Consider the following 15,691-nt stretch of genomic DNA (forward strand, 5'->3'; position numbering starts at 1 on the left):
CCTACCAGTCTTCCTTCACCGCCAGCACCACGTCCCGCCCCGCCGCGGCCCGCCCCGCGAGCCACGCGGTCACGGTCCCCGCCACCACCACCGCACCGCACAGTCCCAGCAGACGCAGCCACGGCACCAGCAGGTCCATGCTCCAGTGGAAGCTCTGCGGGTTCACCACCTTCACCAGCACCACCGACACCGCGAGCCCCAGCCCCAGCCCTGCGACGGCGCCGATGGCGGTCCATGCCGCGCCTTCGCCCGCCACCACCGCCAGCACCTGGCGCCGCGTGAAGCCCAGGTGCGCGAGCAGGCCGAATTCCTTGCGCCGTGCCAGCACCTGCGCGCTGAAGCTGGCGGCAATGCCGAACAGGCCGATGGCGATGGCCACCGCCTGCAGCCAATAGGTCACGGCAAAACTGCGGTCGAAGATGCGCAGCGAGGTGGTGCGGATCTGGCCCACCGACGCGATCTCCACCGCGTCGGCGGAGCCGCCGCCCTGGCGCGCCGCCAGTTGGCGCACCTGCGCCTGCACCGCGCCTTCGGACGCGCCGGGCGCGAGCCACAGCGCCACGTCGCTCACGTTGCGCTCGCCGGTGATGCGCTCGAAGTCTCGCGCGTCCATCGTGATCGCGCCGAACTGCCGGGCGTAGTCACGCCACACGCCGGCCACGAAGAAGGCCTGTGCCTTCCCTTGCACGCCGACCGCCGAGCCCATCGCGGCCGATAGCGGCGCGAACACCGTGCCCGGCTTCGCACCGTACAGCTCGACCATCGGTTCGCTCACGTAGATGCCGACCTGTCCCTCGGGCACCGGCAGCGCGGCGCCCACCAGCGGCAGCGACTGGGTGGCGCCGCCTTCGAGGCTGCGCGCGATCAGCGTGACGGCGGGGCGTGTCGCGTCGAGCTGCAGCGTCTGCGTGCGCAGCGTGCCGGTGCGCGCCACGCCGGGCAGTTGCGCCAGCGCCTGCACGAAGGCGGGCGGGAAGGTCGCGGTGTCGGTGCTGTTGCCGTTGCCCGCGTTGCCGCCGCGTCCGCCCGAAGTGGCGCGCACGTACAGGTCGGCCGGCAGCACCACGTCGAGCCAGTGCGTGACCGAATCGCGGAAGCTCGCGACCATCACGGTGAGCGCCACGGCCAGGCTCAGGCTGGCCACCACGCCGCTCACCGCCACGGCGGCGGTGCCGCGCATGCGGCGTGCGCGCTCGACGGCCAGCATCGGCAGCAGACGCTGCGCGAACACCGGTGCTATGCGGTCGTACAGCAGCGCGATGAGCCAGGGCAGGGCGGTGATGCCACCCACCAGCAGGCAGGCCACCGACAGGTAAGCCGCCACCGGAATGCCGCCGATGGCCGGCACATTGGCCAGCACCGCGCCGAGCGCGATCAGCCCCAGCGCCAGCCAGTGGCTGTTGCCGCGCGTGGGCGCCGCGCCCAGGCCCTTGAGCGTCTGCGCCTCGGGCAGCGCCTGTGCCGCGCGCGCGGGCCACCAGCCGCCGACCAGCGCGGCCAGCACGCCGAGCCCGCCGTAGAGCGCCGCCGCGCCGGCGCTCCAGTGCAGCTTGGGCGCGACGCCTTCGAAGTAGCCGCCGCCCAGGTCGCCGCCGAGCACCCGCAGCGCGAAGGCCGCGAGCGCGGTGCCGAGTGCCAACCCCGCCGCGCTGCCGATCAAGCCCAGCACCAGCGATTCGGCCAGCACCAGCCGCAGCCGTTCGCGCGGCGTGAGGCCCAGCACACCCAGCAGCGCGAACTGCTGCGCGCGCTTGGCCACGCTGAGCGCCAGCACCGAGAACACCAGGAAGGCGCCGGTGAACAGCGCGACCAGCGCCAGCACCGTGAGGTTCACGCGGTAGGCGCGCGAGAGGTTGCTCACGCGCTCCGCCGCGTCGCCCGGCTCCGCGAACTGCACGCCCGCCGGCCAGCCCGGCGACTGCCGCAGCGAGGCCATGAAGGCGGCCCGGTCGGTGCCGGGCGCGAGCCGCAGGTCGATGCGGCTCAACTGGCCGATCTGGCCGAACAGTTCTTGTGCGGCGGCGATGTCCATCACCGCGAGCGCCGTGCCGCCGGCCGCCACGTGGCCGGCCACGTCGAGCCGCCGCCATGCGTCGCCGCTGCGCAGTTGCACCGTCTCGGCCGCGCCGCCGGCTGCTTGCGCCGGCAGGCCCAGCGCGCTGCGGGCCGCGTTGTTGAGGAACACATGGCCGGGCGCGAACAGCGCGAAGCGGTCGGCGCCGGCCGAGGCCTGCGGCATCAGCGCGGGCGCGATGGTGGGCAGCACCAGCGCATCGACGCCGATCACGCGCATCGGCACCTGGCGCTCGCCGGCGGCCAGCGCCAGGCCCTGGAACTCCAGCACCGGGCTCGCGAGCGTGACCTGCGGGTGCTGCGCGATGCGCGCGAACACTGCTTCGTCGAAGCCGCCTTGCACGGCGCGCACTTCGAGGTCGGGCTGGCCGTTGACCGAGCGCACCGCGCTGGAGAACTCGTCGAGCGCCGACGCGTTGATCAGCTGCACCGAGAACGCCAGCGCCACGCCAAGCATCACCGCCAGCACGGCCGCCGCGTTGCGCCAGGGGTGGTGGCGGAGTTCCTGCCAGGAGAAGGTCGTGAGCAATGCGCGCATGCGCCGATTGTCGCGGTGCGCACGTTGTTACACAGGCGTGGCACGATGGGGCTTCTTCGACGACGCCTGAGGAATCCGACGATGCGGCTCCTGCCCCGCGCCATGATCCGCGCCACGACCCGCGCCACGATCCGCTCTATTCCCCGCCGCTGGCTTGTGGCCTGGCTTCTCGCACCGCTGCTGGCCGGCACCGCCGCCGCGCAACTGCAGCCGCTGACCCTGGCCAGCGACCCGGCCTTCATCGCCAAGGCCGCGCTCGGCGCGGAGCGCGGCACGCTGGTGGTCGGCACGCTGCGCAACGGCAAGCCCGCCTACGGGGCGGCCTACAACCCCGAACCGCCGTCGGCGCCGCGCGCCATCGAGCCCAGCAGCGCCGAGCAGCCAATGTTCGAGATCGGCTCCATCACCAAGGTCTTCACCGGCCTGCTGCTGGCTCAGGCGGTCGAGCGCGGCGACCTCAAGCTCGACGACACAGTGGGCAAGCTGCTCGCGGGCAAGGTCGAGGGGCTGTCGGCCCCCGTTGCCTCTGTCACGCTGCGCCAGCTGGTCACGCACACCGGCTGCATGCCCGTGATGGCCGACGGCGTGGGCGGCGGCGCGCCGCTGGCGGAGCAGTTCCGCAGCTTCGACAAGCCGATGTTCTGGGCCGCGCTCGCACGCATCAAGCTCACGGCCGCGGCGCCGCCGTGCGAGGGCGCGTACAGCAACTTCGGCATGGCGCTGCTCGGCCAGTTGCTGGCCGAGCACTACGGCACTTCGTGGGGCGAGCTGGTGCGCGCGCGCATCACCGAGCCGCTGGGCATGAACGACACCGTCATCACGCTCGGCGACAAGGCCTCGCGCATGGCGCCGGCCTTTGCCGGCGACCGCCGCCAGCCGCTGTTCGACATGCAGGCCTATGCGCCGGCCAGTGCGCTGCGCTCCACTGCCGCCGACATGATGACCTTCAGCCGCGCGATCATCGCGGGCGCCGGCGGCCCGCTGGGACCGGCCGCCGCACGCATGCTCACCCCGCTGGCGCACTACGAGGGCGCCTGGATCGGCTACGCGGTGATGGTGCGCGGCCCCGAGGGCGGGCGCCGCACCTATTGGCACGCGGGCCTCACCGAGGGCTACCGCACGCTGTGGCTGATCGCGCCAGACACCAACGAGGCGATCGTCGTGCTCAGCAGCAACGCGCGCGCGCCGCTGCAGCCGGTGATGCTGGCCATCGGCAAGAGCCGCTACCCGGTGCCGACGACCGAAGTGCCGATCGATCCGCAGCGGCTGGACGACTACAGGGGCGAGTTCCGCATCAACAAGACCAAGGCGCTGAGCTTCACCGTGCGCGGCTCGAAGCTGCTGGTGCGCGAGACCGGCCGCGGCTACAACGCGCTGACGCCGACGGGCACCGATCGCTTCGCCGTGGTGGGCATCGGCGCGCAGTTCGTGTTCAGGCGCGACGCGGCGAACGCGGTGGTAGCCGTGTCGCTCACGCAAGGGGGCAGCCAGCTCGATGCGCGGCGCGAAGGGGTCGCTGCTGCTGCGGTGCCGCTGCAGCAGTGACCGTGCGGGGCGTTCAGCCAGCCAGCGCCAGCAATTGGTCGGCCATCTGTTCGATCTCTTCGCGCATCACCAAAGGCCGCAGCCAGTCCGCCGGAATGCTGCCGGCGCCATAAAAGGCGCCCGCCAGCTGGCCGCAGATCGCTGCGGTGGTGTCGGCGTCGTCGCCCAGGTTGGCGGCGGCGAGCACGGCTTCCTCGAAGGATTGCGTGCGCGCGAAGCACCAGAGCGCCGCTTCGAGCGACTCGACGCAGTAGCCCGATCCCTTGATGCGTTCGATGGGCTTCGATGCGTAGTCGCCGCGCGCGAGCGCCATGACCTTGTCGCTCAGGGGCGCCAGCGGCGCGGTCGAAAGAATCGCTTCCTTGCCTTCGCCCCGCAGCGCCGCGCGCAGCTGCAGCGCGAAGAGTTGCGAGCACTCGATGGCCTCATGGGCGCCGTGCGTGGTGCGCGTGCTTTCTCCGGCCTGTTTCCAGACGGCTTGCGCGCTGGCCGCGTAGAACATCGGCACAGGGGCAAGGCGCATCAACGCGCCGTTGCCGGCGGTGCGCGGATCGGGGTCGCCCGCGAACGGATCGCCCGAGGCCAGATAGCGGGTGAGGGCGCCCGACACCGTGAGGCCGATGTCGAAGCAGTTGCCGGTGCTGCTCATGTAGCCCACGCTGCGCCAGTTGCAGTAGCGGTTCATCTGGTCGACCGCGTCGAAGCCCTTGCAGTGGAGCAGGCTCGCAGCCAGGCATAGCGCCATCGAGGTGTCGTCGGTCCATTCGCCGGGAATCAGCCCGAACGGGCCGCCACCCTGCATGCCCGTGACGGGCTCGAAGCTGCCGCGCGCGCGGAACTCGACCGTGGTGCCCACGGCGTCTCCGCAAGCCAGGCCGAGCAGGCAGCCCCTGTAGCGTTCCGCGTTCATGGCCGCGGGCTCCTCAATGCCTCGCGCGCGGCCATGAGCGCGAAGCCCAGCAGGTTGAGGCCCTTCCATTCGCGCGGGTCCTGCGCGGCCGGGTCGGTCGCGGCGCGGCCGATGCCCCAGATGGGGTCCACCGGGCTGGCTTCCACCAGCACCTGATGGCCCGTGCCCAGCAGGAAGGCGCCGAGCGCCGGGTTCTGCGCGAACTTTTCGATGTTGCCGCGCGTCACGATGTCCAGGCGCGCGGCCACCCATGCGGCTTCGTCGAAATCGCGGATCTCACGGCCGAGCTTCTTGGCTTCGCCGGGCGTGCGTGCCGCGAGGATGCGCTCGCAGGTTTCGTCGTCGCCGAACAGGCGCGCCTTGCCGGCCATCATGAAATGCTCGGCCGTGCGGTAGCGGATGCCGTCGACGGTGAATTCCGCCTCGAACCACTGGCTGAAGCAGCTCTTGTTCACGCCGCTCTTCGGGGACTGATGGCCCCAGAAGAGCAGGTACTCGGGGCGATGGCCCTGCGCGAAGTACGCGAGCAGATCCTGGATGCGGCGAGGTGTCGTGGTCATTTTTCTTCTCTCCTCAGGTGCCGATGACGAGCGGATGCTCCACCGGCAATTGCAGATCGGGGTTGTCGTTTTGCGCCAGGGGGCGCTGCGCATCGACGAAGGCGCGCATGTCGATCACCTCCAGCAGCTCCTCGTGCGCGAAAGCCGCGAGCGTGCGGCCGCGCAGGCCCAGCTGGATCGCACGGCGCTCCAGCTTGTGGCCGCTGGGCGAATGGTCCGGGTCCCACTGCAGGCGCACGTCGGAGTGCCCGACGGCCTCCTGCCACGCCTCGCGGCTCGTGTAGCCGGCATTGAAGGTCGACGGCACCGCTTCGCGCACCACGCGCTCGAAGAACGCACGGCGCAGCCGCAGGCCGAGCGTGACCTCCTGGCCTTCCTTGGTGCCCCAGCCGCTGCGGTACATCATCCAGAGGAAGTTGGGCTTGATCCAGCTCATGCGCGAAAGACTGAAGTCCGGGTCGTCGAGCCGGCCGTGGCGGATCGCGTATTCGCCGATGGCAGGGCGGTAGGCCTGGTAGACGATGACGGATCCGGCGTCGTGGTGGGCGAGGATGTGCTCGCCGCTTTGCGGCCAGCGCGCGCGCTGCGCGATGTGCCGCTCGGTGGGAAGGGGTGTGACAGCAAGGTTCATTTTTTCTCTTCTTCTTTTGGAGTTGCTCTGTACAACTAATTGAGGGTTGTATAGTACAACTAACAAATCCGGCGTCAAGCCTTTCCTGTGAACACTTCCAAGCTGAACTTCCCGCCGCTGACTTTTCCCCGCCCGCTGGTCACGGTCGACGTGGTGATGTTCACCGTGCTGGACGATGCCCTGCAGGTCCTGCTGGTGAAACGGCCTGCCGACAGTGACGAGCCTTTCCCCGGCAAGTGGGCGCTACCGGGCGGCTTCGTGAACATCGACGAAGACGCCACGCTGCTCGACTGCGCCTTGCGCAAGCTGCGCGAGAAAACCGGCGTGGTCACGCCCTACCTCGAGCAGCTCGGCAGCTGGGGCGGGGCGCAGCGCGATCCGCGGGGCTGGTCGGCCACGCACTGCTTCTATGCGCTGGTTCCTGCGCAGGCGATGCAATTGCGCAGCGGCGCCAACGCGGCGGAGGTGGCGTGGTTCGAGGTCGATGCCGCTTCGCGCAAGCGCCTGGCCTTCGATCACGGCGAATTGCTCGAGGCGGCCGTGGCCCGGCTGCGCAGCAAGGTCGAATACACCTCGCTGCCGGCCTTCCTGCTCGAAGAGCCCTTCACGCTGCCGGCCTTGCAGCAGACCTACGAGGTGGTGCTGGGTCGCGACATCGACAAGAGCGCGTTCCGCAAGCGCATGCTCGACGGGGAATTCATGGAAGAGGCCGGCATGGTCACCGGCAGCCTCGGCAGGCCGGCCATGAGCTACCGGCTGCGCGATCGCTCGCGGGCCGCGCTGTTTCCGCGCACCTTCAACAGCGCGAAGTAGGCCTGTCAGAGCCGCTGCGACATCGCATTGAGATAGGCCCGCACCACGGCGCTGGTGCTCAGGCCGATCGCCCGGTCGTAGGCCTGCCGCGACGCCGCGCGTGCGCCGCCCGCGGCCAGCAGATGGGCGCGGGCCGCCCAGAACGGCTGGTAGTTCGTGACATCCGCAGCAGGAATCGCGTCGAGTGCCTGCAATCCGGTTTCCGGCCCGCGTGCGTTGGCCAGCGCGCAAGCCAGGCTGACCTGCGCGCCGATGCTGTGGCGCAGCGCCAGCAGGCCCTCGTAGAGCGACACCAGGGTCTCGGCCGGCACGGACGCGCCGGCCCGGCGTTCGCAGTGGGCCGACTGGATGGCGGCCTCCAGCTGGTAGGCGCCCAGCGCCTGCATCGACGAGGCGTGCCGCAGGTGGTGCTCGGCCTCGGCCAGCAACTGGTGGTTCCAGCGCGTGATGTCCTGCTGGTCGAGCGGCACGTACGCGCCCGCGTCGTTGCGGCGCGCGGCGGTGCGTGCCTCGCAGAACAGCATGAGCGCGAGCAGGCCCAGCGGCTCGGGCTCGCGCGGCATCAGGTTGCACAAGATGCGGCCGAGATCGATGGCCTCGGCCGTGAGATTGCGCGGAATGGCGTCGGCGCCGTCGACGTCGTCCCAGCCGGTGCCGTAGGCGGCGTAGATGCCGTCGAGCACGTCCTGCAGCCGCTGCGGCAGCTCGCGCGCCTGCGGGTATTCGAAGGGAATGCCGGCGGCGCGGATGCGTGCCTTGGCGCGCACCAGCCGCTGGCCGAGCGTCGATGGCGATGTCAGGAAGGCGCTGGCCATGCGCGCCGCATCGAGGCCGAGCACGGTCTGGAGCATCAGCGGCGCGCGGGCCGGCGCGTCGATGGCTGGGTGCGCGCAGACGAAGAGCAGGCGCAGCCGCTCGTCGGGCACGGCCGCGCCGTCGGCGTCGCTGCCGTCGACCTCGCCGGCCAGCAGCATCAGCGCCTGCGTGGCCTCGTCCTGCACGCGGGTGTGGCGCCAGGCGTCGAGCTTGCGGTGCCGCGCGACGCTCAGCAGCCAGGCATCGGGCCTGTCCGGGATGCCGTCGGCCGGCCAGCGTTCCAGAGCGCGGGCGAAGGCGTCGGCCAGGGCGTCTTCCGACGCCGCGATGTCGTGCGTGCGGGCCGACAGGATGGCCAGCAGCCGCCCGTACGAGTCCCGCGCCGCGCGCTCGGCGGCCTGATGAGCCGCCGGGTCCTGCGTCATGCGGCGACGGCGGTGGCCACGAACACCGGCCTCACTTCGGCGCCGCCGCTGGTCGCGCAGGGCGCGCGTTCCGCCCATTCCAGTGCCGCGTCGAGGTCGGGCACGTCGATCACGAAGTAGCCGCCGAGCTGTTCCTTGGTGTCGGCGAAGGGTCCGTCCTGCACCTGGCGCTTGTCGCCGCGCACGCGCAGGGTGGTGCCGGTCATGGGCGGGAACAGGCCGTGGCCGCCGAGCGAGATGCCGGCCTGGCGCACGGCGTCGGCATAGGCGACCCAGCTGGCGCGGTAGGCCTGGGAGGAGGCGTCGTCGCGCTGTTCGAATTCGGCCGCGGGTTGGTAGAACATCAACATGTATTGCATGGTGTCTCTCCGTCATGGAAAAGCTTGTCGAGCAGGATCGCTCACCACAATGACGGCCCGCGTGCGGCCATTTCGACACGCGGCTGCGTGTCGGGCCGAATATTTTTTCCGTTATGGCGCCCGGGTGCAATGCATCATTTCGCATTCACCCGCTGCCGGTGCCGATGTTCAGGCCACTCGCGCTTGCATTGCGGGTGCGAACATGCCTTCCATTTCGCCGCGAAGCTTGTACGCAGCGGTCGAGGTGTCGATCGCCACGTCGGCCCAGCTCAGGCTCTGGCCCTTCTTCACCGGCCGCAGCAGCTTGATGCCGTGCGCCAGCCCCAGCGGCAGGCCGCCCAGGCGCAGCGACCGGTCGGCCGGCAGCAGCTTGCCCCAGACCGTGTAGCCGCCTTCGCCGTCGAGCACTTCGCCCGCGGCGAGGTCGCGCTTGGCGGTGGCCACCACGTCGGCGTTCCAGCAGGTGGCCGCGCCGGTGGGCTCGCCGCGCAGCGCCACGCTGGCCACCGACATGCCGACCTCCAGGCCGATCAGGTGCCAGCGCTTGTAGAGCGTGAAGTAGCGCCCGCTGGGGTCGGTGTGGGCGTTGTATTCCTCGAAGCAGTTCTTGATGTAGTCGGTCTCGGCCTCGACCGTGACCCACACGCCCATGCGGATGTCGTAGGGGATCTTCCGCCCGTCGGCCTCGAGCGAGGAGACCACCTCGACCATGCCCTTGCGTTCCAGCACGCCGCCTTCGCTCCTGGGCCGGGTGACGAAGGGAATGTCTTCCACGCTCGCGGGCGGATAGAGCAGGCCGTCGGAAGGCACCGTGAGGCCGGTGGCGTTGGCCACCGCCGAGCTTTCGATGGACGGCTTCGATCCATCGAGGAAGCTGTTGAACATCTTCGGGTTGAGCCCGCCGCGCTTCGCCTGTTCGGGCGTGAGGCCGTAGTTGCCCCACACCGTTTCGGGCGTCGATTCGGTGAAGTGCGGCAGCCACTTGTGGCCGCGCCCGGCAGCCACCACCGGAAAGCCGCAGGTGCGGGCCCAGTCCACCAGATCGCAGATCAGCGCGGGCTGGTCTCCGAAGGCCAGCGAATAGACCACGCCGGCCTGCCGGGCCCTGCGCGCGAGCAGCGGGCCGCAGAAGGCGTCGGCCTCCACGGTCACGTTCACCACGTGCTTGCCGTGCGCGAAGGCGTCCAGGCAGTGGTCCACCGCCGCGATGGGGTTGCCGGTGCACTCGACCACGATGTCGATGTTCGGCTCGCGCGTCACGGCCTGCCAGTCGTCGGTGATCCAGGTGGTGCCGTGCTTCAGCGCTTCCTGCACCGATGAGGCCGCGGCGCCCTCGCGCTGCCAGCCCACGCGTTCGAGGTTGACGCGGGCCGCGTCCGGCGAGAGGTCGGCTATCGCCACCAGTTGCACGCCGGGCGTGCGCGGAATCTGCGCGAGGTACATGGCGCCGAACTTGCCGGCTCCGATGAGGCCGATGCGCACGGGGCGGCCTTCGGCGGCGCGCTGTTGCAGGCGGGAGTGCAGGCTCATGGGGTCAGGCCTCCGCGGTGTCGAGGATGTCCAGCGAGGTGCGCAGCGCGCTCTCGGGCAGGCCGTTCTTCCACGGCACTTCCACCGGATAGGGCTTCAGCAGGCAGTCGTCGGGCAGCATCTCGATGGGCGTGAAGTCGCGGTGCGCGATGTATTCGGGCCGCTTGTGGCGCAGGATGTGGTTGCTGACCGCGCACAGGCTCAGGTACACCGCCACGCGGTTGAAGGGCGACAGGTTGCTGCCCGAGGCATGCACCAGGCAACTGTGGAAAAGAATCATCGAGCCGGCCGGTCCCTTGGGCGAGACGATGCCGCCGTGCTTGCCGCCGGCGCGATCCACCAGCTGGCGGATCAGGTCGTTGTCGACCGTCCACAGAGGGTAGCTGGTGGTGGTCAGGTCATGCTTCGCATCGACCACGCCCTTGCGGTGGCTGCCCGGTATGAACATCAGCGGGCCGTTGTGCTCGTTCACGTCGTCCAGGAAGATGGCGACGTTCATCGCGCGCTCGGTGGGCATCAGGTCGTCGTTGAGCCAGGTGCCGTAGTCCTGGTGCCACTGCCACACGTCGCCTTCGAAGGCCATCTTGCCGTTGATCTTGAACTGGTGCATGTAGACCTCTTCCTCGAAGAGGTCGGTCACCGGGCCCACCATGCGCGGGTGGCGCGCCAGCCGCGCGAAGGGCTCGCTGATGAGGTGCGCGGCGAAGTTCGTGCGCACGGCATCGGAGCCTTTCTCGCGCACGTTGAAGGCTTCGCGCCTGCTGTAGAGGTCGGGCACCGCGTCGGTCAGTGCCTTCGTCTCTTCGGCCGAGAAATGGCCGGGGAAGAACAGATAGCCGTCGCGCTCGAACTGCGCGCGTTGCTCCGGGGTCAGCTTCATGCCTTGTCTCCTTTTTTGGTCGGTGGGGTCATGGATGCGGCGCGCGCCTGTTGCTGCGCGAGCCGCTCGCTCAGTGCCTCGCTGGCCCGCGAGACGTGTTCTTCGCTCAGGCGCGCCGCGCGGTCGGCGTTGCCGGCGGCGATGGCTTCGGCAATCGCCTCGTGTTCGTCCCAGAGCGATTCGCGCTGAGGCTCGGCCTGCAGCACCGCGCCCATCGCGCGGCGCAGGTGGCGCCAGTGCGGATCGGCGCTCTGGCCGATCAGCGGATTGCCCGAGGCTTCGTAGATGGCCTGGTGGAAAGCCACGTCGGCGTCGAGCATGGCCTCCACATTGCGCCCGCGCGCGGCGCGACGGCCGCGCTCGATGAGCCTGGGGTCGATGCGAAAGCGCTGCTGCGCCGCCAGCCGCGCGGCCAGCGCGTCGAGCGCGCCGCGCACCTGGTAGACCTTGCGCATCGCCTCGGCTTCCAGCGGCGCCACCAGCACGCCCCGGCCGGGCGCATCGAGCACGAAGCCGTCTTTCTTGAGCAGCCGCAGCGCCTGCAGCACCGGCTGGCGCGACACCGACAGGCGCTGCGCGATGTCTTCCTGCGTGATGCGCTCGCCCGGCGCGAGCGTGCCGCTGCTGATGGCGCCGAGCAGGGCGCGGTAGACCTGGTCGACGAGGTCGGGGGCGACCTCGATGCTGACGAGCTGGGCTGGCATGGGCGGGCTCCGGATCTGAACTCTGTATACAGAGTACGAAATTCGGCGTTCCGTGTATCCCGGGTTTTTACCCATGGGGCTGCAAAAGAGCGCGAGCCGCCGCTAAGCTCGATCCCATGCAACTACCTACCTACGACGACGTCATCGCCGCGGCCAAGCGGCTCGAGGGCCATGCTCATCGCACGCCCGTGCTGCGCTCGACCACCGCCGACGAGCGCTGGGGCGCCAGCTTCTTCTTCAAGTGCGAGAACTTCCAGCGCATGGGCGCCTTCAAGTTCCGCGGAGCGTTCAACGCGCTGTCGAAGTTCGACGCCGAGCAGCGCAAGGGCGGCGTGATCGCTTTCTCGTCGGGCAACCATGCGCAGGCCATCGCGCTGTCGGCGCGCCTGCTGTCGATGCCCGCCGTGATCGTGATGCCCAAGGACGCGCCCGCCGCCAAGGTTGCGGCCACGCAGGGCTACGGCGCCGAAGTCGTGATGTACGACCGCTTCACCGAAGATCGCGAGGCGCTGACGAAGCGGCTCGCGCAGGAGCGCGGCATGACGATGATTCCGCCCTACGACCACCCCGACGTGCTCACGGGCCAGGGCACGGCGGTGAAGGAGCTGATCGAGGAGACCGGCCCGCTCGACCACCTGTTCGTGTGCCTGGGCGGCGGCGGGCTGCTGTCGGGCTCCGCGCTGTCGGCGCGCGCGCTGTCGCCGAACTGCAAGGTCTACGGCGTCGAGCCCGAGGCGGGCAACGACGGCCAGCAGTCGTTCCGCGCGGGCAGGATCGTGCACATCGAAACGCCCAAGACCATCGCCGACGGTGCGCAGACGCAGCATCTGGGCGAGTACACCTTCGGCATCATCCGCCGCGACGTGGACGACATCTTCACTGTGACCGACGCGCAGCTGGTCGACGCAATGCGCTTCTTCGCCGAGCGCATGAAGATGGTGGTGGAGCCGACCGGCTGCCTCGCCTTCGCGGGCGCCATTGCCGCTGGCAAGGCCATCGAGGGCCAGCGCGTGGGCATTCTCATCAGCGGCGGCAACGTCGATCTGTCGCGCTACGCGACCTTCCTCGCGCCCTGATCTTTTCCTGAAGAACGGCCCGTCAGGCGCGGATGCCGCTGGCCGTGAGGTGCAGCAGGCGGTCCGCGCGGGCTGCGGCGCTTTCGGAGTGCGTGACCAGCACCAGCGAGGCACCATGCTCGCGGGTCTGGCCGATCAGCAGTTCCATCACCTTCGCTGCGGTGGCCGGATCGAGGTTGCCGGTGGGCTCGTCGGCCAGGAGCAGGGCGGGGCGGTGCACCAAAGCGCGTGCGATGGCCACGCGCTGCAACTGGCCGCCCGACAGCGTCTGCGGCAGCCGCGCGCCCATGCCGGACAGGCCGACCGCTTCGAGCATGTGCGCCACGCGGCCATCGTCGCGCTGCTGGCCCAGCAGCATCAGCGGCAGCGACACGTTCTGCGCCACGTCCAGGTGCGGCAGCACGTGGAAGGCCTGGAACACGAAGCCCACGTGGCGGCGGCGCCAGAGCGCGCAGGCTTCGCCGCCCAGCGCGCCGATGTCGGTGCCGTCATGCGTGACCGTGCCCTGGTCCCAGCTGTCGAGACCGGCCATGCAGTTGAGCAGCGTCGACTTGCCGACACCCGACTCGCCCACGATGGCGACGAACTCGCCGGGCTCGACGGCGAGCGTCACGTTCTCGAAGACAGGGGACTCGCCGTAGTGCTTGCCGAGGTTTGAAATGCGCAGCGTCATCCGGGGCTCGTGGCTTTTGCAATCAGTTGAATGGCGTTCTGCACCGCGTAGGGTGCGTCGCATGCGATCACGGTGCGCTGCGGCATGCTGCGCAGCCAGGTGACCTGCCGCTTGGCGAGCTGGCGCGTGGCGGCGATGCCGCGTTCGCGCAGGTCGGCCATGGCGCGGGCGTCGGGCTGCGAGGTGCCGCAGGCGTCTAGCGTTTCCCAGGCCTGGCGGTAGCCGACGCAGCGCATCGAGGGCAATTCGGTCGACAGGTCGCCGCGCGCGCGCAGCGCCTTCACTTCATCGAGGAAGCCGGCGGCCAGCATCGCGTCGAAGCGTTCGGCGATGCGCGCGTGCAGCCACGCGCGGTTGTTCGGCTCCAGCGAGAACAGCAAGCCGCCTTCGACGGGCTTGGCCGTCTTGTTGTCGCTCGCATGAAAGCTCGACAGCGGCTGCCCGCTGCTCTCCCAAACCTCCAGCGCGCGCTGGATGCGCTGGCTGTCCTGCGGCGCGAGCCGCGCGGCGGTGACAGGGTCGACCTGCGCGAGCCGCGCATGCATGGCGGGCCAGCCGAGCGCGGCCGCTTCGGCATCGATGCGCGCGCGCACGGCGGCATCGGCCGCCGGCATGGCGTCGATGCCGTCGAACAGCGCCTTGAAGTACAGCATGGTGCCGCCTACCAGCAGCGGCAGCGCGCCGCGCGCACGGATCTCGCCGATGAGCCGGGTGGCGTCGGCCACGAAGGCGGCGGCGCTGTAGCTTTCGCGCGGGTCGAGGATGTCGATCAGGTGGTGCGGCACGGCAGCCCGCTCTTCGGCGGTGGGCTTGGCGGTGCCGATGTCCATGCCGCGGTAGACCAGCGCGGAATCGACGCTGACGATTTCCACGCGGCGGACCATCGACATGGCCAGTGCCACGGCGGTCTTGCCGGACGCGGTGGGGCCGGCGAGTGCGACATAGCGCGGTGAATCTGGAAGGGGCGCGGCGCCCGGCGATGCCGGGGAGGCTGCCGCATTGCCCGCGGCGGCCGTTGGGAAGCTGGGAGACATGATGCGCCGAGGGTAGCAAATGGCGCGAGGCCGTCGGCGCCCCGGGGCTTGACCGCCGGACGCCGTGGCGCGGATTCGTCGCTCAGATAGCCGCGGGCACCTGCGAGGGCGCCGCGCCGCGCACGTCCTGCGCGGCGGGAGCGTTGGCCGGCGGCGCGAGCCGCGGCGTCGGCCGGGCCGGGCCGCCGTTGCTCGCGAGCGTGGCCTCCGGTTTCATGCGGAACAGCTGCGCCAGCGCCGCGCGGTATTGCGCCTCGCCGACCGAGTTGGTGTCGTGGTGCGAACCGCCCTCGACCAGTACGAACAGCTTGGGCACCGTGGCCGCGTCATACAGCTTGCGGCCCAGCGTGGGGTTGATCAGGCTGTCGGCCGTGCCGTGCACCACGAGCAGGGGCGCGGTGATGTTCTTGACCGTGTTGATCGCCTCGAAGCGCTGGGTGATGAAGGGGCCGAAGGGCAGCCAGCCCCACTTGAAGCCGCTCACCACGTCGGCGATCGAGGTGAAGGTGCTTTCCACGATCACGCCGCTTTCGTCGTTCACGTGCGCCGCCAGGTCGATGCCGATGGCGCCGCCGAGCGAGTGGCCGAAGATGTAACGATGCTGTTTGGGATGGCGCGCGGCCAGCCAGGTCCAGGCGGCGCGGGCGTCTTCGCGGGCCGATTCCTCGGAGGGCAGGCCCTTGGAGCTCTTCCCGAAGCCGCGATAGTCGATGGCCAGCACAGAAAAGCCCAGCTCATGCATGCGCTGGATGCGCGGCGCCGAGCCGGCGACGTTGTAGCGGGCGCCGTGCAGGTACAGCAGCACGGGCGTGTCGGTCGTTTCGGGCTTGCCGCCCAGCCACAGGCCGTGTAGGCGCGCGGGCTCGCCGGTGAGGGAGGACTGGAAGTCGATCCACACGTCTTCCATGCCCTGAGCCATGGAGGCGGTGTTGCCCCAGCTGCGGTCGCTGGGCTGGAAGATCCATTGGCGCTGCTGTTCGTCGAGCGTCGAGCAACCGGCTGCCAGCAGTGCGCAGAGCGAAAAGACAGACGCGAGGAGGGTCCAGCGTTTCATCATGGGGTTGAGGGACAGCGAAGTCGGCGTAAAAGTTCACCTGCTCTGGCCGCGGCGCGCCGACATTGCG

At 70.1% G+C, this 15,691-nt stretch carries 15 protein-coding genes; 3 read left to right on the forward strand and 12 right to left on the reverse strand.

Annotation, left to right across the window (positions count from 1 at the left end; translation table 11 throughout):
- Nucleotide 1: 1 nt before the first annotated feature.
- Complete coding sequence (locus L3V85_RS14125) at nucleotides 2-2,611, reverse strand: FtsX-like permease family protein (RefSeq protein WP_237679807.1); 2,610 nt, start codon at nucleotides 2,609-2,611, stop codon at nucleotides 2-4.
- An 81-nt stretch (nucleotides 2,612-2,692) separates the two neighbouring features.
- On the opposite strand from L3V85_RS14125, the gene L3V85_RS14130 reads away from it, so the two are divergent.
- Nucleotides 2,693-4,156, forward strand: a complete 1,464-nt coding sequence (locus L3V85_RS14130; protein WP_237679808.1) for a serine hydrolase domain-containing protein — start codon at nucleotides 2,693-2,695, stop codon at nucleotides 4,154-4,156.
- A gap of 13 nt (nucleotides 4,157-4,169) precedes the next feature.
- On the opposite strand, the gene L3V85_RS14135 is transcribed toward L3V85_RS14130, so the two are convergent.
- Genes L3V85_RS14135 through L3V85_RS14145 form a run of 3 tightly spaced genes read right to left on the reverse strand, consistent with a single transcriptional unit; the run spans nucleotide 4,170 to nucleotide 6,257 of the window.
- Nucleotides 4,170-5,066, reverse strand: a complete 897-nt coding sequence (locus tag L3V85_RS14135) for an ADP-ribosylglycohydrolase family protein (protein WP_237679809.1) — start codon at nucleotides 5,064-5,066, stop codon at nucleotides 4,170-4,172.
- The gene (locus L3V85_RS14140) at nucleotides 5,063-5,626 is read right to left on the reverse strand and encodes an NADAR family protein (RefSeq protein ID WP_237679810.1); all 564 of its coding nucleotides are present in this window, start codon (nucleotides 5,624-5,626) and stop codon (nucleotides 5,063-5,065) included. Before L3V85_RS14140 ends, L3V85_RS14135 begins: the two co-directional genes overlap by 4 nt.
- A 13-nt stretch (nucleotides 5,627-5,639) precedes the next feature.
- Nucleotides 5,640-6,257, reverse strand: a complete 618-nt coding sequence (locus L3V85_RS14145) for a DUF4291 domain-containing protein (protein WP_237679811.1) — start codon at nucleotides 6,255-6,257, stop codon at nucleotides 5,640-5,642.
- Between the two features lie 156 nt (nucleotides 6,258-6,413).
- Between L3V85_RS14145 and L3V85_RS14150 the strand changes: the two genes are divergently transcribed.
- Nucleotides 6,414-7,070, forward strand: coding sequence for an NUDIX hydrolase (locus tag L3V85_RS14150; RefSeq protein WP_237680564.1), 657 nt, complete (start codon nucleotides 6,414-6,416; stop codon nucleotides 7,068-7,070).
- Nucleotides 7,071-7,075: 5 nt separating this feature from the next.
- Here L3V85_RS14150 and L3V85_RS14155 read toward each other — a convergent pair whose 3' ends face one another.
- From L3V85_RS14155 to L3V85_RS14175, 5 genes are all read right to left on the reverse strand, one after another.
- Nucleotides 7,076-8,311, reverse strand: a complete 1,236-nt coding sequence (locus tag L3V85_RS14155) for an RNA polymerase sigma factor (protein WP_237679812.1) — start codon at nucleotides 8,309-8,311, stop codon at nucleotides 7,076-7,078.
- Nucleotides 8,308-8,670: a YciI family protein gene (locus tag L3V85_RS14160; RefSeq protein ID WP_237679813.1), complete on the reverse strand. Its 363-nt coding sequence runs from the start codon at nucleotides 8,668-8,670 to the stop codon at nucleotides 8,308-8,310. The genes L3V85_RS14155 and L3V85_RS14160 overlap by 4 nt, the downstream gene beginning before the upstream one ends.
- Before the next feature lie 168 nt (nucleotides 8,671-8,838).
- A complete protein-coding gene (locus L3V85_RS14165; protein WP_237679814.1) occupies nucleotides 8,839-10,200 on the reverse strand; it encodes an NAD(P)H-dependent oxidoreductase in 1,362 nt (453 codons plus the stop codon).
- A 4-nt stretch (nucleotides 10,201-10,204) separates the two neighbouring features.
- A complete protein-coding gene (locus L3V85_RS14170; protein WP_237679815.1) occupies nucleotides 10,205-11,080 on the reverse strand; it encodes a phytanoyl-CoA dioxygenase family protein in 876 nt (291 codons plus the stop codon).
- Nucleotides 11,077-11,784: a GntR family transcriptional regulator gene (locus tag L3V85_RS14175; protein WP_237679816.1), complete on the reverse strand. Its 708-nt coding sequence runs from the start codon at nucleotides 11,782-11,784 to the stop codon at nucleotides 11,077-11,079. Before L3V85_RS14175 ends, L3V85_RS14170 begins: the two co-directional genes overlap by 4 nt.
- Before the next feature lie 116 nt (nucleotides 11,785-11,900).
- On the opposite strand from L3V85_RS14175, the gene L3V85_RS14180 reads away from it, so the two are divergent.
- On the forward strand, nucleotides 11,901-12,860 hold the full coding sequence (locus L3V85_RS14180; protein WP_237679817.1) for a threo-3-hydroxy-L-aspartate ammonia-lyase: 960 nt from the start codon (nucleotides 11,901-11,903) through the stop codon (nucleotides 12,858-12,860).
- 22 nt (nucleotides 12,861-12,882) lie between these two features.
- Here L3V85_RS14180 and L3V85_RS14185 read toward each other — a convergent pair whose 3' ends face one another.
- The 3 genes from L3V85_RS14185 to L3V85_RS14195 form a co-directional block, all read right to left on the reverse strand.
- Nucleotides 12,883-13,533 (reverse strand): ABC transporter ATP-binding protein, encoded by a 651-nt coding sequence (locus L3V85_RS14185; protein ID WP_237679818.1) that lies wholly within the window; start codon nucleotides 13,531-13,533, stop codon nucleotides 12,883-12,885.
- Entirely contained in the window at nucleotides 13,530-14,567 is a 1,038-nt protein-coding gene (gene miaA, locus L3V85_RS14190) for a tRNA (adenosine(37)-N6)-dimethylallyltransferase MiaA (protein ID WP_237679819.1), read from the reverse strand. Before miaA ends, L3V85_RS14185 begins: the two co-directional genes overlap by 4 nt.
- A gap of 82 nt (nucleotides 14,568-14,649) precedes the next feature.
- Entirely contained in the window at nucleotides 14,650-15,621 is a 972-nt protein-coding gene (locus tag L3V85_RS14195; RefSeq protein WP_237680565.1) for an alpha/beta hydrolase, read from the reverse strand.
- Nucleotides 15,622-15,691: the final 70 nt, after the last annotated feature.

It is taken from the genome of Variovorax paradoxus, assembly GCF_022009635.1.
GTDB lineage: Bacteria > Pseudomonadota > Gammaproteobacteria > Burkholderiales > Burkholderiaceae_C > Variovorax.